The sequence below is a fragment of the Bacteroidales bacterium genome (assembly GCA_016707785.1).
GTDB lineage: Bacteria > Bacteroidota > Bacteroidia > Bacteroidales > UBA4417 > UBA4417.
On sequence record JADJGZ010000019.1, the window covers coordinates 59,919 to 82,520 of the forward strand.

Genomic DNA, 22,602 nt, shown 5'->3' on the forward strand with positions numbered 1-22,602 from the left:
TTTATTTCTTATTAAGTGGGCCAATTTCTTTATAAATATCCAGCACCTCTTCAGCCATTCTTTTCCAGGTGAAATAGCGTGCCCGGGTAAATCCCTTTTCAATGTTTGCTGAGCGCAGCTCCTTGTCGTTCAGCAGGTTAATTATAGCATTAGTAATCTCAGAAGGCTTGAAGGGATTCATGATCACAGCTGCATCACCTGCAATTTCCGGCATGGAGGATGTGTTGGAGGTAATAACAGGGGTGCCGCTGGCCATAGCCTCCAGCATTGGAATCCCGAAGCTCTCCCTGAGTGAAGGATAAAGGAAGAGTTCAGACATGCTGTAGATGGCAGGCAGATCAGTATTTACAACATAACCGGTAAGTTTGATCTGGTCGATTAATGCGGGATTTCCTATTTCTTCCAGGATTTTCCCCAGTTCCGAACGATCATAATCAAGCATGAGAAGCTTGATGTCATTTCCTGCTTTCCTCACAAAACTCGAATAGGCCTGTAAGGTTCCCTTTGTATTCTTCTTGGGGTCAGTATTTCCAAGGAAAAAGAAATATTTGTCAGGAAGGCGGTATTTTTTCTTGACCCTTTCAAGTTCAGCAGGATCGGTAACGGGTTTGAAATGTTCACTTACACCGTTATATACCGCGGTGAGCCTGGAATCCCCTTTCATTCCGAAGAAATCGGCAATGCGGTTCTTTTCGAAGTGGGAAACGGTGATAATTTTTTTGCTACTCTTGACAATCCTTGGGACCACCATCTTTCGGTAAATATTGCCGAATTTCTGGTATGAGGAGCCACTTCCCTGCATAATTTTAATGTAGCTGCTTTCCATGTAGATGATATCATGGAGGGTAACCACCAGCGGGATTCCCGTGAAAACGGGTGCAGTATTACTTGTGCAGTGAAGTATGTCGCAACCGGCTTTCCTGGCTGCCTTTGGAAGGGCGATCTGTTCCCATTGGGGATAGAAGCCACCACTTAGTTTTTCAATCCTGAAGTTGGGAGTTTCCTTGATTACCTGGTCATCTTCATCGGGTTTGACAAAAATGACATATTCGTTTTCATGGTCGATCTGCTGGAGGTTACGAATCAGCTCCAGGGCCACCATATCCATCCCATGCTTTTTACTTCGAAATAAACGTTGTCCTTCAATTCCAATCTTCATATGGGTTGGTATTTAAATATTCCTGACCGGTTTTACAGCACCATGTTTGGTATGGATGAACTGTTTATTTGCTCCTTTAATTTTCAGTAGTGAGAGGAACATCAGCAACATGCCTTTTGGCAGACTCTGCAATGCCCTGAGTGTTTCCGTTGTATAAAAGGAACGGGGGATCGAGAAAACGAAAGCTAGAACGCATAGTCCAGCAGAAATGGCCCATGCAATATTCATCCAGCCGGGAATCCCCAGGAGCAGATTGAGTGCAATGAATACAATTCCGAGGAGTAACATGGCACCCAGGAGTAAAATCCTTGGGGGTTGCATGAACTGGAAGGCTTTATCGAAATAATCAACATTTCCTTTCGTAATGAGGGCTTTGATGGAGGCCGTCATATCCTTTTTGAAGTATAAAATCTGTGCCGAAAGCCAACGGCGGCGCTGATTACTGAATGCTTCTGCTTTCTGGATTTTTTCATCCAGTACAACGGCATCATGAAGGTAATTCACTGTGAAACCTGCTTTCAACATGATCAGTTCCAGTTCTTTGTCAAAGCCTCCCACCGCTTTCACAGTGGCCATCATATCCTTAAAAAATTGGTATTGAAAAGCCATTCCTGAGCCAATAATAGCTGAAGACAGCCCTAATGCCCTATGGCCCTTTCTGAAGATATGGTTATTGATTTCTTCACTAACGGCATCGAGGATGGCAAATGCTGTATCCATATTTTTGGCGGCACGGTGTCCCTGCACAGCCACATAATTATATTCGAAAGAAGCATTGATTTTACTCAGGAAATCCAGGGCCATGAGGTTATCAGCATCCAGGATCACGGCAATCTCATAATCATTGGAGAGTTCTTCCATGGCTTTATTCAGGGCCTTCGACTTGGTGCTTTTCTCAAATTTTACTTCCACCACCTTGATGGGCAAAGTCCTTAATTCAGTCAACGTTTCGGGTTGGAAGGAATCAGCAATGATCACTACATCAAAAAGAGATGAAGGGTAATCTTGTTTGAGTGCAGCCCGAGCCACATCAACAATTACATCATCCTCTTTATAACCGGGAATCAGGACAGCAATTTTCCTCATTTTGGGATTCCTGGAATATTCAGGCTGACGATAGAAAAATCCTGCCACTGCAAATACGAATATATACAGTGTCGAAACCGAGAGTCCTGTTAACAGGATGATTTCAAGGATATATAGGAAAGTTATCATCGAGGGATTCATCAGTTATGGTTTGGAATGATTCATTATAAAAGCGGGTTTGAATGTATATCTCCCGGCAATGGGTTCTGAAGATGCCATGATACGGCCCTGGAATAAGCTGCCAGGTGTTTCATCTCCCCTTTAAAAAGATAGGTAAGGATATTTTTAGGGATGGAGACAAAAGTTTGGAACAACAATGCAATGAAGAATTGGGCTCCGGCCACATTCCTTCGCAGGTATAGCAGACGTGCCCTGTTTATGTAGTAGGTCTTAAAAGGACTTAATTTCCCTGTTGAGATGGATTCTTTATGCATTATGAGGGAATTCCCGACATACCAGAGCTCAAAACCTGCTCTCCGTATCCTGGCTCCCCAGTCAAGTTCTTCATAATAAAGGAAATAACTCTCTGCCATCATCCCAACTTTCCTAATCACTTCCATGGGAACCATCATAGCAGCTCCATGAACAAAAGGTGTCGGACTATCCTTATCATACTGGCCCTTATCCTTTTCACCAAATCCTACCCCTTTACTCCTGATGGTATAAGGGTTTATTGGAGTGAAACCGGAATATTGAATCGTATCCGGTTTGGAATAGAACCTGATTTTAGGGCTTACCCCTCCAATGGATGGATTTGACTCACATTTATCGACAAGAGGTTCAAGAAATCCCGGTTCAACTTCAGTATCATTATTGATGAAAAGTACGTACTTACCTTTAGCAATGCGGGTTCCGATATTATTACCCCCTGCAAAACCAAGGTTCACTTTACTTTGAATGAATTGGATTTCAGGGTAATTCTCAATTATCATAGAAGGATCATCATCGGGAGAAGCATTATCAATCACAATTACCTCGATATTAGGATAGGTGATCTTCCTAAGGGAGGCAAGCAACGCACAGGTGACTTCCGGGTGGTTGAAATTGACTGTAATGATTGAAACCAGTGGGTGATCCATCTTATTAATCTTAGTGGTAAAGTCTTTCATTGGGGAAATCTCCCCCGACTTTCCTTATTCATTGTTTATTAATTACTTTCAGTGAAAACTGTAACTATTTCGTTGCTCACATTTAAGAATTTCGGGTTCTTTAACTCTCCCCAATACCTTATGACTCTTTCAAGGTCTTCGAGGCGTAATGGTTTCGAGATATAATCATCCATACCGGAAACAATGCATTTCTCTTTATCCCCCTGCATAGCATTAGCCGTCATGGCAATGATAACAGGCCCATCATGATTCCAGCGTTCTTTAATTTTTTGGGTAGCCTCATATCCATCCATTTCGGGCATTTGTACATCCATGAAAATGAGGTCATAATGTTTCCTTTTCAATGCATCAATGGCTTCATGGCCATTAGCTACCAGGTCGGTTTTAAAACCCAGCACATCAAACAGGTTACGGATCAGTTTCTGATTAATGAAATTGTCTTCAGCAATCAGTATCCTGAAAGGGTATTGTATGGAGATATTCTTCAGATCTTGTTCGAGGTCCTTATGAGCTGAAATGTGGTTGCTTCCCGGGTTAAGGACTGAAACCAGGATTTCTGCCAGGTGAGAATGTTTCACAGGCTTGTTTAGGTAATAGGAAAAGAGCTGCTGCATTTCCGGGTTCTTTTGATTGATGCCGATAGAAGTCAGCATAATCAAAGGCATCTGGGATTTGGAGTATTTCTTGCTGATCTCTTTTGCAAGCATTTCCCCATCCATTTCCGGCATCTGCATATCGAGCAGGCATGCATCAAATTTGTCGCCTTTGTTTAGTAATGCAAGGGCTTTCGGGCCTGATTCCACAGCTATGGAATCAATATTCCAGTTTTTAAGCTGCTGCTGTAATATTTTCCGGTTTGTGGAATTATCATCTACAATCAACAATTTTTTCCCACTCATCTTCATTAGTTGCTCAACATGGTTATTCTCATCCGGTGGCGGGGTAGTAAAGTAGGTTTTGATGGTGAATCTGAAATCGGAGCCGACACCAGGTTCACTGGTAACCCAGATTTTTCCTTCCATGAGGTGCACCAGGTTGGCAGAAATGGCAAGTCCGAGTCCGGAGCCCCCATATTTGCGGGTTGTAGATGCATCAACCTGGGTGAAGGGCATAAAAAGGGCTTCAATTTTTTCCGCTGGAATCCCAATACCTGTGTCACGAACAGAGAATTCAAGAAATATGGAATCATCGGCATGGTCATCCAGGATTACCTGTACAAGGATTTCTCCCATCTCGGTGAATTTGATGGCATTTCCAATCAGGTTCACAAGGATTTGCCTTAGCCTGAATCCATCCCCAAAAATATAAGGCTGGATATTGGGATCGAGATAATAGATAATCTCAAGCCGTTTCTCGAAAATCTTGGGAGCCATGAGGTCCAGCACATCTTCAATACAACTCCTCAGGTCGAATGCACTTTCTTCCAGCTGCATATGGCCTGATTCAATCTTGGAGAAGTCGAGAATTTCATTGATAAGGTTGAGTAAGCTATCTCCTGATGTCTCAATAGTTTCAACATATTCCCTTTGAGTCTCGGAAAGCTTTGTCTGAAGGAGCAAACTGGTCATTCCAATTACTCCGTTCATTGGTGTACGGATTTCATGACTCATGGAAGCCAGGAAGTTGGATTTAGCCCGGTCAGCTGAGCGAGCCAGTTCCATAGCATCTTTCAGTTCCTGCTGTGCCTGGTAACGCCTGATTGCCCCACCGATACTGTTGGCCAGCATTCCCAGCACAGTTTCTTCTGCAGCATTCCACAGGTGTCCGGAAGAACAATCAGCAAAGCCCGTGAATCCCCATAAGGTGTGTTCATCAGGATCGAGGATAGGTACAATAATAATGGACTTCACCCATTGATGTTCGAATAATTCCTTCAGACTTGCACTGAAATCAGCAGGCACCCCTTTTACTGTCATTCCTTTCTGGAGGACCGGGTAAAGGCTGTCGGCTGCATTTGAGTAATAAATTTCTTCATATTCGGCAGTAACAACTTTGTCCCTGAAATCAGGGTGAACCCAGTCGTAAACACGCCTCACTCTCATGGTCTCCTTCTCGCTGTCGTATACATTTTTGAAGATGAAAATCCTGTCGACATTCGATTTATCTACAACAGCATCAAATGATTTCTGGATGGCTTCTTCCAGTTCAACAATAGTAAGCAGCCTGTAGGACGCTTCTGCCAGCCCCTGCAACAGGTCACTCTGTTTGGTCATTTGCAGTTGAATCATCCGCCTTTCGGCATTTTCAAGTTCAAGTTCCTTTCGCTGCTGATTAAAAGTAATAATCAGGTTAGCGATCTGGTTGAACTCATCATTCTTGCTTTGCAATGAACCGAGCATATATGTATCTCCCCGTTTCAGGGTCTCAGAAATGATCATCAGTGGTCGCCTGATCCAACGGAAAAGAATATAGAAGAATATTACAAGGATGGATAGCAAAAGGATCGCCAGGAAATACATCACAAAATCACTGATCTTATGAATCAATGCCAGCTGTTTATTTGGCTTTTGAAAAACCAGTGTACTGATAGTTACTTTATTATGGTCATGAAGTTTAAGTGAGGTATTGATAGACTTCCCGCTTCCAGTGTTGTCGACTTCATAATCAGCATTTTCCATCATTACGATACAGCCGGTATTCTTCGAGAGTTCAGAAAAAAATCGCTGATCCCATAATTTACTGGCATAAAAATAACCTGCTGCAGGAGTAGTCCTGGCAGTATCCAAAGTAGGATGAATAGTGGCAGCTGAAACTTCAAGAATGCCTTCAGGAATTTTCCGGTAATAATGAATGAAACCTGTTTTCTTCAGATTCTTTATAATCTCTTTCTTCTCCTGGTCATTGCCCAGCATTTCCTTTGGGTAAACACCAAAGCCATAGATAAGCTGGTTTTCTATATTGAAGACGCCAACAGAATGAAGTTTGAAAGAGTTGATAATAGAGGCAATATTATCATTAGCCCATCCTCTGTCAATTTGACTGAGGTGAACGATGATGTCATCCCAGTTGGAATAATCCACAACAATCTGGTGCAATTGATCTGTTTTACCTTCAATCGCATTATTTACGATCATCTCCTGCTGATCCAGGGCTGATCGTATTATCAAGTCATTCTGCCTCATCTGTGTCTCCTTAAAGATCACCAGAGAGCCTATGAAGATGACGAAACACCCGATTACCAGGAAAATGATTTTGTTTCGTAGTGTCATTGTTATCAGAGAGTTATGTGAGTAGCTACTGTTTCCGAGTTGAATATTGAAGGCTAGATAAACGGACCCTTTTTCCTCCATTTATCTGTATTGTCATTTAATTAATTCACTATAAGCGGAAATGTAATAGCCTGATTCGAAGGAATCAGGCTATTATGAAAGGATTTCAGGAATCCGGCAGAATAAATCAACAATTAAAATTTACCGGGTATCCTGTTTTAATTAAAATGAGTAGAATATATACCCTATTGACGTACCGGGCATTATAGGTTAAGTTCCTATTTCTGACCCCCTTCGATAGCGGGAACAGTAGCCGGAACCTCTTCTGCATAGGCAGGATTGAGGATATCAGGATTGGTCATTAATGCCATAGTGATATAGATGCACATACCTGTCGGCATTGCCCCCAGAACAGCATTTCCGTATGAGGCCACCATAATACCCAGCAACCCGCAGACAAATGCTGTTAATTTGGTTCTGAGTATTGGGTCACGTATCCTTACCATGATCAGGTAGGACGATTTTATAACAATATAGAATAAGATGAACAGGTGCAAAACCAGTCCAATCACCCCCTGTTCAGCCCAGATCATAACATACCAGCTATCGGTAGCGGTATTTGAAAGGAATGAATAGGGCATAAATCGCCTGGCTTTGGATCCCGCATGGCCGATACCGCCTCCAAAAGGACGGGTGGCAAGGTAGGTCTTGAGTTTTCGTTGGTTCGACAATCGCAATTGCAGGGATGCATCATTGGGGTCAAAAGCTGTCCGCATTCGCCGGATTTGATCCACATTCTGGCCAATGCTGGTGAATTTGAAGAAAACATAGGCTATACCCAGGAATATCATTACACCAGTAGTAATCGCCACTTTTTTCCTAAGTATGGAATAAAGGAAAAACCCGGCAAACGGAACGGTGATTGCTCCCCTGGTTCCGGAGAGAAACATCCCGTATAAGCCTAATACGGCAACGATAAGATAGAAAATCTTTTTCTTTCGCTCCTTTGTTGATCCAAGTAGTATAAAGAAAACGACAGCTGTGTATGCCTGGTTGGCGCCAAACTGACCTGCATCATTCAGGAAGGAGAATACCCGGAGTTTACCGAATACAAGGTGATTGAGCCCTGCACCTGCATCCAGCCAGGCCTGTTCAAAGCGGTCAACTCCCACATATATCTGCCAGAGACCTTTAGCTGATGCCAATATAGACATCACCCCCCAGAGGTAAAGGAAATAATCCAGTCGCTTATTGGTATTAATAAGCAACAATGCTAAAGGGACCATGAAAATCATATAAAGGGAAACCCCTCTCATACTGGCAAAATAGGCTTCATTACTCTGCAGCTCCGGATTGAAATAGCTCATCAGTCCATAACCACCCCATATTGCTGACAGAACAGTGATATCCCGCCTTGCCGGCGACCAGTCTATCTTATCATAAAACCGGTTGAAAAACAAGGCGATATATGATAATACCAGGACTCCATCCATAATAGTCCCATAGGGTATTCCTTTCACATACCGGTTAAGCCCCATCAGCACAAATCCAAGGAAAACAACGGAATAAAGCCCCAGTTGCGGGTATCTGAAAAACATGAAGAGGTAGAAAAACAAGAAAGGGACAACCAGTAAAATAACGCCTGTTGCAAGTCCTTTATTCGCTATCACCCAGGCCAGGGTGATTACCACGGCAAAATAAATCTTCAGACTGCGCGGGGAGCGCAATACATCTGCCCCTGTAAAAGATTCAAATGGATTTTTGTTACCGTCCATGAAACAAAGGTAGCATTTACGATGAAAATTCCGATAGGCTTACACCTTCATGAATTGCAACCAGGTTTCCTTGATTCTGCCATACATAAGTTTGTAGAAATCAAATCCATAGGTAAAGGTATGACTTAGTTTCAGACTGAGTTCCCTGTCAAGGAAATAATACCCAACCCACACTCCTACCATCGTAAAAATGATAGATGCTACTGCAACGGCTTCAAGTGAATGAAATACGAAGATCGCGATCAGGTCACCGATTACATTTGTGATTACCATCACCATCACCTTAATAAAATTGACCGATGGCTTATTGATACTGTCCAATCCTACACCTGTCATCCGGTCGATGGGTAAGATCAGACCATAAATACACAAGATTCTCATAATGGTAACCGCATTGGCCCCTGTTTGAGGATCCGTCTGGAGATATTGGGAACCACCAAGGATCATTACAAAATATTCAGCAAATACAAAGGCAATGATGCTGCCTACAATGAAAAGATAAGTCAAGGCTCCGGAATAGGTATAGAACAGGCTTCTGACTTCATCCAGTTTATGCTGCATACTGGCTTTCGACATTTTCGGGAAAGCGGTCGCCACAAAGCTTCGTAGCGGAATCTGCTGCAGTTCTGTCAATTTCATCGGGATGCTATACAGAGCCACTGCGGCTGTACCCATAGGGCTCAGACTGATAATGAGGGTATCGGCTGAGCGAAGAAGGTTCGTACCGATGAGGGTAAAAGTGGTGTACTTTCCGAAGTCAAGCAATACCTTATTGGATTGGCGCGTGGCTTTTCCAATATAGCGCAGTCCGTCCCAGGCATTAAATATGCAGACCAGGGAAGTAAGCAGGATAATCCCGATTTGAGCCCAGATCAGCTGCTGAAGTGTGAAATCGAAAAAGAGAAAATTAAGCAGGATCACAAGGAAAAAACCTCCAGAATTCAACATTTTGATGAATAAAATCTTCCCGAATTTCATGTCTGCCTGCATGATCACCAGGGCCGTATTATAGGGCAAATTCAGAAACGCCAGGATAGGATACCATTTGAAAAAAAGACCATACCCGGCTTTTTCAATAGGTCCGGAAAATAGCAGATGGCAAGTCCAGATAATGATGGCAATCCCAATAGTAGCAACCAGTCCGATTACTCCATTGGAGCCGATGTATTGCTTACGCTGGGTATCATCCACTCCCGACAGGTAACGGATAATAGCCGTATTGGTGATACCAAAGCGGAACATTTCGATGAAAGCGGCAGAAGAAACATAAAGTACCCATTGTCCAAACAGGGAGGCCTGGAAGGTTCGTGCCAACAAGGCAAATCCGGCAAATCCGAAAAAGGCAAAGGAAAGGTTTCCTGCCAATGACAGAAAGTTCGGTTCCTTCAACAATTTCTTCATCGCGACTTTCATATCAGGGGCATCCTATGGTTGATAACGCGAAAATAGCTGGAATCTAACCATGTTTTTAAGAAATCTTCTTAACCTGCTCCTTTTTCTCGGAAGATCGCCCATTACGGTTTCTATCACTTCAAATTCTACCCCATTGAGTAAGAACCTGGGTTCAATAGAGGTGAATTTCATAATATTCTCAAGGGCTTCACGGTCAGCATGCGACCAGGAACGATTTGCACGACACACCATTAAAGGTGTATGTACTGAAGCAACCAACCCTACAGGATATGGGTAATAGATGATCGGCGGGATTTCAATGATTACAAAATCAGGTTGGAAGGAAAGATGGATATGATTATACCGCAGGATATCCTGGTAACTTTCTACAGAATAATACTCCTGGTTCACTGCATAATCATAGTACTCTTCGCTATCAAGAAGATCAGTAGCAGGCTTAAGGAAAGGACTGTCATAATCCACCCGGGTATCCGGATAGCCAAGCAGGAAGCCAAGAATTGAAAAACGACTTTTAGTTTTAACATACCCTGACCTGGATTTTTCAGGTGTTATTCCCGGGTACTCCAGCTGCTGCATTTCATTCTCACGTAACGACTCTCTTGAAAAACTCAGTACCAGGACTTTCTTCCCTTGTTTCTTCAGTTTGAATGCCAGGTTTCTGGCCAGTACTGATTTCCCTTCGTTGCTGAGCGGACTGTATAAAAGAATGGTGTGGGGTGTTTCCGGCCTGTTGCTTTCCAGTTTGCTCAGGGTGACCTGCTGTATGATCAGTTCAAGCAATCGGTTTGTGACAAATGGGAAATTGATCTTCCGGGTTTTCAGGTAGATCTTGGGGAACATCCCTGCATATTTAAGATTAATCGCTTTTTCAGCCTTCTTCGGGTTTTTCAGGGTATTGTCGAAATACTCTGTTATGAGGATAATGGCAAATACGAAGATGAAACCGAGCATACCGGCAAGAATGATGAGAATCTTGCGCTTGGTTGGATCGGGTGTAAGTGGGAAATAAGGTGGGTCAACAGCCTTAAGGTTCGATGACAATTGGGCATCCTGATCCTTTAGTTTCGCAAGGTTCAAGCCATGCAATAACTCGAGGAACTCCTGCTCCGAAACATTGATTTCCCTTTCGATGCGTTTCAGGTTGGCACCTGCAGGCGCATAAATGGAATATTGCTTCTGAAACTCTGTAATTCGCTCACTCAGAACAAGCAGACCTGCTTTAGTCTCTTCATAGATGAGGACATTTTTAATCCAATCGGCAAGCAGGGAGGCAATCGGTAATCCATTCGGACTATTATTCAATCCATACAAGTTCCCGACAATGCGTTGAATATCTTCCTTAAGTGTTTCAGCCCTTTTCTTTAATTTGGAAAGTTCCTGTGAATTTATGGGATCTTTAATACTTACAGATTCGATGGCTGCAATTCTCTCATTCACCCTCGACAGATCATTCCGCTTTTCGATGATTCCTGCACTGTTGAGCTGGATTTGCTGCTGCAAGCCCATTTTCTCTTCTATCCTTTTAATGGCTGCATCGGCACCTGCAAGCCTGATCCGCTGGTCGTAGTAATCCACTTCAATATTCTCCTTCACCTGGGCTACGGCCTTACTTTGTTCATAGTAGTTGATAATCTTATTGTCTTCGTTGAATTTAAGCAGCTTATCTTCCGCCATACTCAACCTTCCAAGTGCTTGTTTCACCTGGTATTCAAAATATTTTACTACAGCGTCTGACCTGTTTTCTTTCAGGAGTTTGTAATTCCTGATGCAGGCATCGGTAAGAAAGTACAGGGTCTGCTGACAGATTCCGGGGTCATCGGCCTGGTATTTCACTTTCACAAGATCGCTACTCCCTATACGCAGGGGGGTGATCTTAGAGATCGCTTTAATGGAATAGTGCGGATGAGAGAAATTAAGCAGTTTGAAAATGAAATTCGTATCACTGGTGGTAGCGTATTCAATCAGGTTTTTAACGGTCTGATCATAATCTGCCTTATTGATATGCGGAGGCAATTGAATCCATCCATTATCAGCAGTTAAAGAACTCACTGAAAAGGTATCCCTTGCCAGGAGAGGACTAACCTCCTCCTCAGGTTCCACAACAGTTGTTGAATCGTTTTCTGCCTGGTCGCCATGTCGTTTAGATACCCTGAGCACCTGTCCGACTTCCAGTTGATTTCCCCTGAGATCATTGAATTCTTTCAGTTCTTCAACGGTAATGCCATACCTGCTGGCCAGTGAATAGAGGGTTTCCCCGGGATTGACCTCATGGTAGGAAGCATGCAGAACAGTGGTATCTGTTTGATGCACTTCTGCTTCTACTTCCGGTTCTACTTCCTGAGAAGGCATTATAGTTTGCGAATGCCCGTTTTTAACTACCAGTTTATAGATGTATGCCGGTGTACTCTTCTTCAAAGCTATGAACGACTTCTTGGAGATGTATTTAGGATCGTAATGATCGAGCATAAGGTGCTGGGCCAGAAGCCGAATAGCAACATCCTGCTGGGTTTCACGCGATTTGATAATATTGATCAGGTTATCAAAGGCGGTATTATTTGCAAAATAGCTGAAAGATTTGTCCATTTCGATACCACCACCACTGGCGATACCGGTATAGATTGTAGTCTCGGAGCTAAAAGTAAAGGAAGGTTTCCGGGTAAGGTAAATCACCGCCACTGACAATGCAAGTGGTGTAATCATGAGAATCATGAAGTGCTTCCGTATCAGCCTGATCAGATCAATTACTTTCATCGGTTGTCGGAGCTTTTTTGTTAACCTTAAATTCCATCCCGGTTATTTCTTCAAGAGCCATCTTGGCATTAAGAACATCCATTTTGGCAATTTCGAAGTTCAGTTCTGTACCGATGGTTATTTCAGTAAGCCTGGCATACTCAGAAACAGGAATAATCCCGTTAACGAATTCCTTTTCAGCCATCTGCATATTGATTTGGGCTGTCTCAAGCTGCTTCAGCTTTATCTTAAACAATCTTAATCTTAAAATGAGTTCATTATACCCTTTAATCACTTGTGTCCGGACCTGTTCCCTTTGAAGCTGTGACATTTTTTCAGCTTTCTCCACTTCCATTTGCCCGATTTTGATAGTGTTTCGCCTGTTCACTACATCAATAAGAGGGAGTTTCAGGTAAGCACCAAAACCATAACGAATTTCCGAAGAAGACTGGAGTACATAAATTGGGGTTTCCCCATACTCTGTGGTAGAGGTAAGATGGTCGAAGGTTCCATACCTGGCATCGGTAGTAACCCCAAGATTCCTCATCCAATACCTTTTGTCGGATTTGAGATTGCCTTTCATGATCTCCACATCCAGGTCGCGATAAGCGAGGAAGGGATCAGTGAAACAGGCTGAATCGAGTAAAACGCTTAAGGGAGGGATTTCAATATCGAAATCCTCAATCAGGGTAGTATTTTTATCCTTTTCCTGGGCGTACAATCTGATTTGAAAACTTACCGCCAGGCCTACCAACAATATTGTAAAAAGCTTTAATTTCATGTTTGGGTTTACGAATTTCTTGTACTGATTAAACAGTATCCTTCTGGAACAATGCCGGCACTGTCCTAAGTATCAGCTTTATATCATACCAGAAAGAATAATTTCCATTTACAAAGTGATCTGCATATTCATTGTCTAATCGTTTACGTTCATCTTCTGACATTACACCCCCTCTTCCACGAAGTTCTACTTGCCACAGACCGGTGATACCTGCCGGTGCCAGGAACCTCTTCGACATATCATCCTGGGTAAGTTGTTCAGCTTCATATACCGGGAGAGGCCGGTTACCTACTATTGACATATCACCTTTAATGACATTGATCAACTGTGGCAACTCATCAATACTGGTATTCCTGATGACTTTCCCAACTTTGGTAATTCGAGGGTCATTCACAATTTTGATGAATGCTGACTTCGACTTGGCCACTTCCTTTTTCTGGAAATGATACCAATAGTCGCAAATCTTATGCGGACCGATATGAAGAATGGGTGAACACTGATCTCCATTAGGTAATTTAGTGCACCTTGGACAAGGTAAATTGAAGTTGATATCCGACTGCTGGGAAGCAGTGGCATATTGATTATTATCCTTCGCCAGTTTGCTTAATTCAGAATCAGCACCTACGCGCATGGAACGGAGTTTATAAAAATCAAAAGGTTCCCTGCCAACTCTTTTGGAGGTGTAATACACTTTCCCTCTTGATTCGAGCCTGATAGCTAATACAACCAAAAGCAGGATGGGCATTAAAAAGACAAGGGCAAAAGAAGCTACCAGGATATCGAATAATCTTTTCGATGTTGGCATAACATATTCAACATGTTTATGTTCCCTGACAGGATTTTCAGGGATAGCCTTTTTACGGAAATCAATCAGGAATTGAATCCTGCTGATAAATTGATCAGGTTCAGGCAAGGGATAAACAAAAAAGTCGTCTACCCTATCGGTAAAAGCCTTTCTGAATAATTCATCCTTGAATTCAAATGCTGCAAGGATAAATGGGATCCGGTTAAATCCCGGTTCTTTGCGCAAAAGTGAATGAAATTCCAATCCATCACCTCCTGAAAGAGCCGAATCGCAAATTACAGCATCCGGCAGTCGGTTTTGCTGAAGGTAATTGAAGGCTTCCAACGTATGGACCTTATGAATGATCGAAATACGTGGATCAGCCTTGAGATCACGAAGACTCTGGATTGAACTCCCAAGGTAAAGAATTTTAATTGCCGTTTCCATATAGATCGAAATCAGGTGCTATTTGTGTAATATAGTCAACACATTGCCGGGTTACCATTTTACAGCATAATGAATGGGATGAAGATTCTTCCCGATCAACTCCATTAACTCTTCCGGATTGAAAGGCTTGGCCAGGAAATCCTGTGCTCCAAGCCTGTAACATTTTATCCTTTCCTTACTATTTTCAACACCCGAAAGCATGATAATCGGTGTATGTTTTGTAAATCCCCTCTCCCGTACTTTTTCAATGAAAAGGTATCCATCCATATTGGGCATTTGCAGGTCACAGATAATCAGGTCAGGAAGATTGCCTTCAAGCCATTCCAGTGCTTGTATGCCATCGCTTTTACAAACAATAGTGTATTTCTTCGAAAGAAAATTCTCCAGTAATAGACGGATACTTTGTTCGTCATCAATGATCAGAATCGTGTTTCTCATAGCTTGAAGGATTATTCCGGCACAATAAAATAGGGTCTGTTCCCATTTCATTTATTGCTATTGTCCTAATTGGTAATAGAACATCTTGAAAAAAGCCTGATCAATAGGGGTATAAATCGCAAAAAATATTCAAAAACAGTTAAAATCTGAAAAACTTACAGACTGTTTATACTTCATTAAATAATTTCCACTGCCGGGGAAAAAGGAATTCATCCATAGAAAGAAAGAATTCAAGAATCCAGAATTCAAGAATCCAGAATATGAATATACCTGCAAGGAGTTTGTAGATTTATTTGTGTGGTAGAAGTCACTTATGCTGGTATTATTGACCTATTAATATAGTTGTGGTTTTCCAAAGACTGAAATTTTTGGATTAACATCTCAGTTGCATAAAGCGATTAAATTTTTTTTTGCAAATATTTCAGAGGGATTCAACAAGAATGGAAAGAATGACAAGTTGTGATTTTTCAATATAGCACAAGCCTGCCTTGTCGTCAGGAATAGGAATCTCTTGAAGAATTCAGGTACTATCTGATAGAGGCTGAAGTTCTATAAATATGGTGATAAAACCGGATGCAAAGAAAAATTAGCAGAAGTGAGTAAATTATTAAAGTCTTCTAGTCAAGCCATTCTGGATTCTGGATTCTGAATTCTGAATTCTTCTTGTACTACATCTCAATAATTTTTGACAGTTTCTTATTCTCTAAGAAAATATAGCTTTTATCTCTGTTTCAGCATATATAGCCGGGAATCTCATATTACCTTTCAATCGAACTGTAATGAATTATCATCCGGAATCACGGAATTTGCCTAAAAAAGCAGAAAAAATTGTAAGATCATCTCTCTAAAACTATATTTGTTAAAAGTTAAAGAATTTAACCATGAAAGTAGCAATCGTTGGAAGCGGATATGTCGGTCTGGTAACCGGAACCTGCTTTGCCGAAGTCGGTATTGATGTTATCTGTGTCGATATTGACCAGAAAAAAATTGAAAACCTGAAAAACGGTATCATTCCTATCTATGAACCTGGCCTTGAAGAAATGGTTCACAGGAATATGAAGAAGGGAAGGCTAAACTTCACCACCAGTATAGCCGAAGCCCTGGAAGATACAGAAGTGCTTTTCAGCGCAGTTGGAACACCCCCTGACGAAGACGGTAGTGCCGATCTTCAATATGTGATCAGTGTTGCAAGGGATTGCGGCCGCAATATGAAGGATTACCTGCTGGTGGTCACCAAGAGCACCGTTCCTGTTGGTACCGCTAAAAAAGTGAAACAAGCCATCCAGGAAGAACTGGATAAAAGAGGCGTTTCCCTCGACTTTGACGTTGCTTCCAATCCTGAATTCCTTAAAGAAGGTGCTGCTATCGACGACTTCCTGAAACCTGACCGTATTGTTGTCGGACTGGAATCAGAAAGAGCTGAAGAATTGATGAAGAGCCTTTATAAGCCTTTCACACTCAATGGACATCCTGTTATTTTCATGGATATCGTATCCGCCGAAATGACAAAATATGCCGCCAACTCTATGCTGGCCACCAAGATCAGCTTCATGAACGATATCGCAAATCTCTGCGAAATCGTGGGAGCTGATATCAACATGGTTCGCAGAGGGATCGGATCAGATTCCAGGATCGGGAATAAATTCATCTATCCGGGTATCGGATATGGCGGATCCTGTTTCCCAAAAGACGTGAAAGCCCTGATACATACTGCAGCTGATTATAATTATAACCTTAGGGTACTGAGGGCTGTGGAAGATGTAAACTATGACCAGAAAAGTGTTCTCTTCAACAAGGTCATGAAATACTTTAATGGCGACATCAAAGGCAAAACCATCGGAATGTGGGGATTATCGTTCAAACCACAGACAGATGACATGAGGGAAGCACCTTCGCTTGTCCTGATCGAGAAATTCCTCGAAGCAGGAGCACATGTTAAAGCCTATGATCCTGTGGCCATGCACGAAGCTAAAAGAATCCTTGGCGATACCATCGAATTTAACGACGACCAGTACGAAGCACTCATTGATGCAGATTGCATGGTGATGGTGACCGAATGGCCTGAATTTAAATTCCCCAATCTGAATATCATAAAGAAACTGCTGAAACAGCCTTTAGTATTTGATGGAAGAAACATCTACGATGCAGCTGAAATGAAAAGAAAAGGTTTTACCTACTTCTGCATTGGTGTCGACACTGAAAAATAATAAGAGATCAAATATCAACCCATTTGGTGAAAACCTGGCAGTAACCTAGTGTCTGCCGGGTTTTCACTGTTCAATCAACTCCGAAATTATGATCAGGAAAAAAGTATTGGTAACAGGAGGTGCAGGCTTTGTCGGTTCACACCTTTGCGAACGTTTGCTGAATGAAGGCAACGAGGTTGTTTGTCTCGACAACTATTTCACCGGGCAAAAGCAGAATGTGGTTCACCTGCTTGACCATCCTTATTTTGAACTGATCAGGCATGACGTGACGATGCCCTTTTTTATTGAAGTGGATGAAATCTACAACCTGGCTTGTCCGGCCTCCCCTATCCATTACCAGTATAATGCCATCAAGACCATCAAAACAAGTGTGATGGGTGCCATTAATATGCTGGGACTGGCTAAACGGATCCGCTCAAAGATATTACAAGCCTCTACCAGTGAGGTTTATGGTGACCCCCATGTGCATCCGCAGGTAGAAAGCTACTGGGGAAATGTAAACCCCATCGGGGAACGTGCCTGCTATGACGAAGGCAAACGTGCCGCAGAAACTTTATTTGTGAACTACCACCGGCAAAATAATGTCAGGATCAAAATCATCCGCATTTTTAATACTTATGGCCCCCGAATGCATCCCAACGATGGAAGGGTGGTATCCAATTTCATCGTGCAGGCACTGAAAGGCAACGACATTACTATTTATGGCGATGGCAGCCAAACCCGCAGTTTTCAGTATGTTGACGACCTGGTGGAAGGAATGATCAGGATGATGGGGTCAAGAGAAGAATTTACCGGCCCCGTAAATATTGGAAACCCCGGAGAATTTACCATTCTGCAACTGGCCGAAATGGTGATCCGGCTTACGAAATCCTCTTCCAAAATTGTGCGTATGCCTTTACCTCCCGATGATCCAACCCAGCGCCGACCGGATATCAGCCTGGCGAAAAAGGAACTGGACTGGGAACCCAAAGTCCCGCTTGAACAAGGACTGATCAAAACCATTGAATACTTCGATTCCATCATCTGAAAACCTAACCTTCGATGAATATACTGGTTACCGGTTCCAAAGGACAGCTTGGCAATGAAATAAGGGAGATGGCTCCCCTCTTTCCTCAGTATCATTTCCTGTTTACCGATGTGGAAGAACTTGATATTACTGATGAAGCAGCTGTAATTCAGATGTTTGCCGATGCCAAACCGGACTTCCTGATAAATTGTGCGGCATATACGGCAGTTGATAAAGCTGAAACAGACAGGGAGACCGCCTTCAGGATCAATGCTAAAGCCCCGGGAATCCTGGCTGGTGCATGCAACAAAACAGGTTGCATCCTCATTCATATTTCAACTGATTATGTGTTCGATGGCAAAACATGGAGCCCTATTTCAGAAAATGCACCCACAAATCCTGTTTCAGCTTATGCCCAAAGTAAATTTGAAGGAGAAGAAAATATACGGTTAAATGCTTCCAAAGCCCTGATCATCAGAACTTCCTGGCTTTATTCAGCCTTTGGGAACAACTTCGTGAAAACGATCATAAAATATGGCACTGAACGAGGGAAGCTGAATGTGGTTTATGACCAGACCGGCACCCCTACCTATGCCCATGACCTAGCAGCGGCTATCCTGCAGATCCTCCCATCACTGGATCAACTCCAGGGTACTGAGATTTTTCATTACTCCAATGAAGGGGTATGCAGCTGGTATGATTTTGCAGTAGCTATCGTAAGACACACCGCGATTGCATGCCGGATTTCACCTATTGAAACCAAAGATTACCCACTTCCCGCAGTAAGGCCCTGCTATTCAGTTCTTAATAAGGAGAAAATCAGGAACAGGTTTTCAATTGATATCCCTTACTGGGAAGATAGCCTGTTGAAATGCCTCGTTCGACTGGGATATCCTGACTCATCACATTCATAGATTTATAGAAACCGGACACAGGAGGTGAAGCCATTTCAGTGCCGCTAATAACATCAATTTTTTTGATATGATTGACAAGGAAGCTTTCAAGGAAAACATGAAGTACTTTGATAAGGAAATCGTACTTCAAGTCATAGATATATTTCTCGATGGATACAAAGATCGGTTAACGAATCTGCAAACGAATATAAAAGATATTGATTTTCATGGCATTGACAATAATGCTCATAGTCTGAAAGGGGAAGTAGCCTATATGTCGCAGGAACTGGCAGAAATGGCCAGGAAGCTTGAGTACAAAGGAAAAGAGCAGGACAGCGAAGGCCTGCAGGAATTGTTTGAATCACTCGAAAAAGGATGTGCAGAGTTCTCTGTTGAGCTCAGTGAGATGCGATCAGAATTCGTTTAACAATTTTCTCAGGCATTCACCCAGGATTGAATTTCCTCTAACCTCAAGGAGGGGATCTCCAGTTTTAGCTTCTTTCTCAGTCCACTCAATTCATGAAGTGTGCACATGAGTTTAAACACAATAGACACAATAGTTCACAATAGAAAGGCACAATAGGCAATACAAGGAAATCCCTATTGTGTTCTATGTGCCTATTGTGGTTAGGTGATGCGGGCTAACACAATAGACACAAAGTTCACAATTGAATGGCACAATAGGCAATACAAGGAAATCCCTATTGTGTTCTATGTGCCTATTGTGGTTCAAAAAAATTGTGGTGTGCACATGAGCTTAAACACAATAGACACAATAGTTCACAATTGAAAGGCACAATAGGCAATAAGGCGTCCGATATGGGACCTAATAAAATACCTTAAATAACCCTTTGTTACTAAGGTTTGTTAAAGAATAAAGTTGGTTTTTGGATTCATAGCAATCTGTTTCCAATTAGGAAGAAATTGCAACCGCACTAATTGTCAGAAGTCAGGAGTAATAACATACTCAGGCATTCACCCAGGCTTGAATTTCCTCCAACTTTAAAGAAGGAATTTCCAGTTTCAGTTTCTTGCGCAGCCCACTCAATTCATGAAGTAATTTATTGGGATTTGCTGCTTTTACCTCTTCAGGTGATTTGAAGCCTGCTTTCCTTACAACAGGAACCCATTCGGCGGGTATTCCCAATGCCATAAAATCTTCATCAGATGCCAGGTTAACGGCAATTTTCTTTTCCGGACGCATCTGGGGGAAAAAGAGTACATCCTGGATTGAAGCCTGGTTGGTCATGAGCATGGCAAGCCTGTCGATTCCAATTCCAATACCTGCTGTTGGCGGCATACCATATTCCAGTGCACGAAGGAAGTCATAATCGATAAACATGGCCTCATTATCACCCCTTTCCATCAGTTTGATCTGGTCCTCGAACCGTTCACGCTGATCAATCGGGTCATTTAACTCACTATAAGCATTGGCAATCTCTTTCCCATTGATCATAAGTTCGAAACGCTCCACCAATCCGGCCTTTGACCTGTGTTTCTTGGTAAGAGGGCTCATTTCAGTTGGATAATCGATGATAAAGGTGGGCTGTACATAATGATGCTCAGCCTTTTCACCGAAAATGGCATCAACAATCTTTCCTTTGCCCATAGTAGCATCTGCTTCGATGCCCAGTTTGCTGCAAACATCCCTTAAAGCTGTTTCATCCATGGCCGAAATGTCGAAGCCGGTATGCTCATGAATGGCGTCGTATATAGAAATACGTTTAAAAGGAGCCTTGAAGCTAATGGTTTTGTCACCCACAGGGATTTCGGTAGTTCCATGCAGTCCGAGGGCTATTTTCTCCAGCATCTGCTCGGTTTGTTCCATCATCCAGAAATAATCACGATAAGCAACATAAAATTCCAGGATGGTAAATTCCGGGTTATGGGTACGGTCCATGCCTTCATTCCTGAAATCACGACTGAATTCATACACCCAGTCGAAGCCTCCCACGATCAGCCTTTTGAGATATAACTCATTGGCAATGCGAAGGTATAAAGGGATATCCAATGCATTATGATGGGTAATGAAGGGACGGGCGGCGGCTCCACCGGGAATACTCTGGAGTACAGGGGTATCCACTTCCAGGGCTCCTTGCTGATTCAGGAAATCCCTGATAATATTGATCATGCGGGTCCTCTTCACAAAAACATCCTTCACCGCAGGATTAACGATCAGGTCAACATAGCGCTGCCGGTATTTGAATTCAGGATCAGTGACTGCATCAAATGTCTGCCCTTCTGCCTCTTTTACAATAGGCAGTGGTTTGACTGATTTACTCAGCAATTTCAGGCCTTTCACATGAATGGAGATTTCCCCCATCTGGGTGATGAAAACATAACCGGTAACACCTATGATGTCGCCTATATCCATCAAACGCTTGAAGATGGTATTATAAAGGGTTTTATCTTCTTCAAGGCAGATGTCATCCCTTTTGATGTAAAGCTGGATTCGTCCGGTTGCATCCTGAAGATCCACGAATGAAGCAGCTCCCATGATCCTGCGGGTCATGATCCTTCCGGCCAGGCTCACTTCCTGGTATTGGGAAGTATCTGACTGGAAATGCTCGAGTATCTCTTTAGCAGTAGCATTAACTGCGTAACTTTCTGCCGGATAGGGATCTACCCCAAGTTTATAAAGTTCCTGTAATGAATTGCGTCTGAATAATTCCTGTTCACTGAGTTCCAATGCCATTTTTCAAATTTTTTGCAAAGATAGACATCTGGAGCAGATTACATAAGCGGTTTCATTTTGCATTCCGCAAGTTGACCAACGATTCGGAAATTCAAGAGCAATGTGAAGAGATTGTTGAACTGAGGGATAGAACCTTGATCACCAAGATATAAGCTTCCAACAACCTAATTTCACAGGATAGTTAACTGAATTTTTCTTCCTAGCCCGATTTCAAAGATTTTAAATAGAGTTGATAACTGGATATCAGCTTTCCCATTTTCTAACCTGGATATATAACTTTTCTTAGTACCAATTCTTTCTGCTAATTGTTCCTGAGTGATCTTAGCTTCCTTTCTTGCTTCTTTTAGCATTTCGCAGATTACAAAATAATTTGCATTAGCCTCAAAATCATCTCTAAGAGTAGTTCCAATTTTACCATATTTTATATCAAGCAGTTCATCAAATGATCTGGCTTTTTTTATTTCGTCTTTTTTCATTGTCCAATGAGTTAAAGTATTCTTTTTTTAGCCTGGAAGCTTTCTCTATTTCTGATTTGGGAGTTTTCCTGGATTTTTTCTGAAATCCATTGAATAAGACAACAATATTCTCTTGATCAAAACAGCAAAATATTCTGTAGATGTTTGAAGAATATTCAACTCGTATTTCATAAAGGCCATCTGTGTCTTCAATTTGACACAAAAATTTACGAGAAATTTTCCCGACCTGTTTTATGACATTTAATACATATTCGATCTTTTCCTGTACACGAACTGACTGTCCTAAATAAAAATCAATAAAATGAGAACCGTAGAAAATGATCTTTCTTTCTGTAGATTCCATAGAGCAAAGTTAACTTAAAAGTTAATATTTTCAAAATTTTATATTTCCCTA

General features: G+C 42.2%; 18 protein-coding genes. 5 read left to right on the plus strand and 13 right to left on the minus strand.

The genetic code is table 11. The features are described 5' to 3' along the window. Position 1: 1 nt before the first annotated feature. The 10 genes from IPH84_12030 to IPH84_12075 form a co-directional block, all read right to left on the minus strand. Positions 2 to 1,159, minus strand: a complete 1,158-nt coding sequence (locus IPH84_12030; GenBank protein ID MBK7173936.1) for a glycosyltransferase family 4 protein — start codon at positions 1,157 to 1,159, stop codon at positions 2 to 4. A 12-nt stretch (positions 1,160 to 1,171) separates the two neighbouring features. Next, positions 1,172 to 2,374, minus strand: coding sequence for a glycosyltransferase family 2 protein (locus IPH84_12035; GenBank protein ID MBK7173937.1), 1,203 nt, complete (start codon positions 2,372 to 2,374; stop codon positions 1,172 to 1,174). Between the two features lie 35 nt (positions 2,375 to 2,409). Then, a complete protein-coding gene (locus tag IPH84_12040; GenBank protein ID MBK7173938.1) occupies positions 2,410 to 3,333 on the minus strand; it encodes a glycosyltransferase family 2 protein in 924 nt (307 codons plus the stop codon). Positions 3,334 to 3,392: 59 nt separating this feature from the next. Next, positions 3,393 to 6,563, minus strand: a complete 3,171-nt coding sequence (locus IPH84_12045) for a response regulator (protein MBK7173939.1) — start codon at positions 6,561 to 6,563, stop codon at positions 3,393 to 3,395. A 278-nt stretch (positions 6,564 to 6,841) separates the two neighbouring features. Next, complete coding sequence (locus IPH84_12050) at positions 6,842 to 8,338, minus strand: O-antigen ligase family protein (protein ID MBK7173940.1); 1,497 nt, start codon at positions 8,336 to 8,338, stop codon at positions 6,842 to 6,844. 39 nt (positions 8,339 to 8,377) lie between these two features. Beyond that, on the minus strand, positions 8,378 to 9,751 hold the full coding sequence (locus tag IPH84_12055; protein MBK7173941.1) for a hypothetical protein: 1,374 nt from the start codon (positions 9,749 to 9,751) through the stop codon (positions 8,378 to 8,380). A gap of 12 nt (positions 9,752 to 9,763) precedes the next feature. Next, positions 9,764 to 12,502, minus strand: a complete 2,739-nt coding sequence (locus IPH84_12060; GenBank protein ID MBK7173942.1) for a LysM peptidoglycan-binding domain-containing protein — start codon at positions 12,500 to 12,502, stop codon at positions 9,764 to 9,766. Further along, the gene (locus IPH84_12065) at positions 12,489 to 13,262 is read right to left on the minus strand and encodes a TolC family protein (protein ID MBK7173943.1); all 774 of its coding nucleotides are present in this window, start codon (positions 13,260 to 13,262) and stop codon (positions 12,489 to 12,491) included. Before IPH84_12065 ends, IPH84_12060 begins: the two co-directional genes overlap by 14 nt. A 28-nt stretch (positions 13,263 to 13,290) precedes the next feature. Beyond that, positions 13,291 to 14,493, minus strand: a complete 1,203-nt coding sequence (locus IPH84_12070; GenBank protein MBK7173944.1) for a sugar transferase — start codon at positions 14,491 to 14,493, stop codon at positions 13,291 to 13,293. A 51-nt stretch (positions 14,494 to 14,544) separates the two neighbouring features. Beyond that, on the minus strand, positions 14,545 to 14,931 hold the full coding sequence (locus IPH84_12075; protein ID MBK7173945.1) for a response regulator: 387 nt from the start codon (positions 14,929 to 14,931) through the stop codon (positions 14,545 to 14,547). A gap of 364 nt (positions 14,932 to 15,295) precedes the next feature. Between IPH84_12075 and IPH84_12080 the strand changes: the two genes are divergently transcribed. From IPH84_12080 to IPH84_12100, 5 genes are all read left to right on the plus strand, one after another. Then, on the plus strand, positions 15,296 to 15,394 hold the full coding sequence (locus IPH84_12080) for a hypothetical protein (protein ID MBK7173946.1): 99 nt from the start codon (positions 15,296 to 15,298) through the stop codon (positions 15,392 to 15,394). A 418-nt stretch (positions 15,395 to 15,812) separates the two neighbouring features. Beyond that, positions 15,813 to 17,138 (plus strand): UDP-glucose/GDP-mannose dehydrogenase family protein, encoded by a 1,326-nt coding sequence (locus tag IPH84_12085; protein MBK7173947.1) that lies wholly within the window; start codon positions 15,813 to 15,815, stop codon positions 17,136 to 17,138. A gap of 88 nt (positions 17,139 to 17,226) precedes the next feature. Further along, the gene (locus IPH84_12090) at positions 17,227 to 18,165 is read left to right on the plus strand and encodes an SDR family oxidoreductase (protein MBK7173948.1); all 939 of its coding nucleotides are present in this window, start codon (positions 17,227 to 17,229) and stop codon (positions 18,163 to 18,165) included. A 14-nt stretch (positions 18,166 to 18,179) separates the two neighbouring features. After that, complete coding sequence (gene rfbD / locus IPH84_12095) at positions 18,180 to 19,058, plus strand: dTDP-4-dehydrorhamnose reductase (GenBank protein MBK7173949.1); 879 nt, start codon at positions 18,180 to 18,182, stop codon at positions 19,056 to 19,058. Positions 19,059 to 19,125: 67 nt separating this feature from the next. After that, on the plus strand, positions 19,126 to 19,464 hold the full coding sequence (locus IPH84_12100; GenBank protein ID MBK7173950.1) for an Hpt domain-containing protein: 339 nt from the start codon (positions 19,126 to 19,128) through the stop codon (positions 19,462 to 19,464). A gap of 540 nt (positions 19,465 to 20,004) precedes the next feature. On the opposite strand, the gene lysS is transcribed toward IPH84_12100, so the two are convergent. From lysS to IPH84_12115, 3 genes are all read right to left on the minus strand, one after another. Beyond that, the gene (gene lysS / locus IPH84_12105) at positions 20,005 to 21,732 is read right to left on the minus strand and encodes a lysine--tRNA ligase (GenBank protein MBK7173951.1); all 1,728 of its coding nucleotides are present in this window, start codon (positions 21,730 to 21,732) and stop codon (positions 20,005 to 20,007) included. 170 nt (positions 21,733 to 21,902) lie between these two features. After that, complete coding sequence (locus IPH84_12110; protein MBK7173952.1) at positions 21,903 to 22,208, minus strand: helix-turn-helix transcriptional regulator; 306 nt, start codon at positions 22,206 to 22,208, stop codon at positions 21,903 to 21,905. Further along, positions 22,171 to 22,551: a type II toxin-antitoxin system RelE/ParE family toxin gene (locus IPH84_12115; GenBank protein MBK7173953.1), complete on the minus strand. Its 381-nt coding sequence runs from the start codon at positions 22,549 to 22,551 to the stop codon at positions 22,171 to 22,173. Before IPH84_12115 ends, IPH84_12110 begins: the two co-directional genes overlap by 38 nt. Positions 22,552 to 22,602: the final 51 nt, after the last annotated feature.

Bases quoted from the DNA above. Each gene is read 5' to 3' on its own strand.
- IPH84_12030 (MBK7173936.1), bottom strand. From the start codon at position 1,159: ATGAAGATTGGAATTGAAGGACAACGTTTATTTCGAAGTAAAAAGCAT.
- IPH84_12035 (MBK7173937.1), bottom strand. From the start codon at position 2,374: ATGATAACTTTCCTATATATCCTTGAAATCATCCTGTTAACAGGACTC.
- IPH84_12045 (MBK7173939.1), bottom strand. From the start codon at position 6,563: ATGACACTACGAAACAAAATCATTTTCCTGGTAATCGGGTGTTTCGTC.
- IPH84_12050 (MBK7173940.1), bottom strand. From the start codon at position 8,338: ATGGACGGTAACAAAAATCCATTTGAATCTTTTACAGGGGCAGATGTA.
- IPH84_12055 (MBK7173941.1), bottom strand. From the start codon at position 9,751: ATGAAAGTCGCGATGAAGAAATTGTTGAAGGAACCGAACTTTCTGTCA.
- IPH84_12060 (MBK7173942.1), bottom strand. From the start codon at position 12,502: ATGAAAGTAATTGATCTGATCAGGCTGATACGGAAGCACTTCATGATT.
- IPH84_12065 (MBK7173943.1), bottom strand. From the start codon at position 13,262: ATGAAATTAAAGCTTTTTACAATATTGTTGGTAGGCCTGGCGGTAAGT.
- IPH84_12070 (MBK7173944.1), bottom strand. From the start codon at position 14,493: ATGGAAACGGCAATTAAAATTCTTTACCTTGGGAGTTCAATCCAGAGT.
- IPH84_12075 (MBK7173945.1), bottom strand. From the start codon at position 14,931: ATGAGAAACACGATTCTGATCATTGATGACGAACAAAGTATCCGTCTA.
- IPH84_12085 (MBK7173947.1), top strand. From the start codon at position 15,813: ATGAAAGTAGCAATCGTTGGAAGCGGATATGTCGGTCTGGTAACCGGA.
- IPH84_12090 (MBK7173948.1), top strand. From the start codon at position 17,227: ATGATCAGGAAAAAAGTATTGGTAACAGGAGGTGCAGGCTTTGTCGGT.
- rfbD (MBK7173949.1), top strand. From the start codon at position 18,180: ATGAATATACTGGTTACCGGTTCCAAAGGACAGCTTGGCAATGAAATA.
- IPH84_12100 (MBK7173950.1), top strand. From the start codon at position 19,126: ATGATTGACAAGGAAGCTTTCAAGGAAAACATGAAGTACTTTGATAAG.
- lysS (MBK7173951.1), bottom strand. From the start codon at position 21,732: ATGGCATTGGAACTCAGTGAACAGGAATTATTCAGACGCAATTCATTA.
- IPH84_12110 (MBK7173952.1), bottom strand. From the start codon at position 22,208: ATGAAAAAAGACGAAATAAAAAAAGCCAGATCATTTGATGAACTGCTT.
- IPH84_12115 (MBK7173953.1), bottom strand. From the start codon at position 22,551: ATGGAATCTACAGAAAGAAAGATCATTTTCTACGGTTCTCATTTTATT.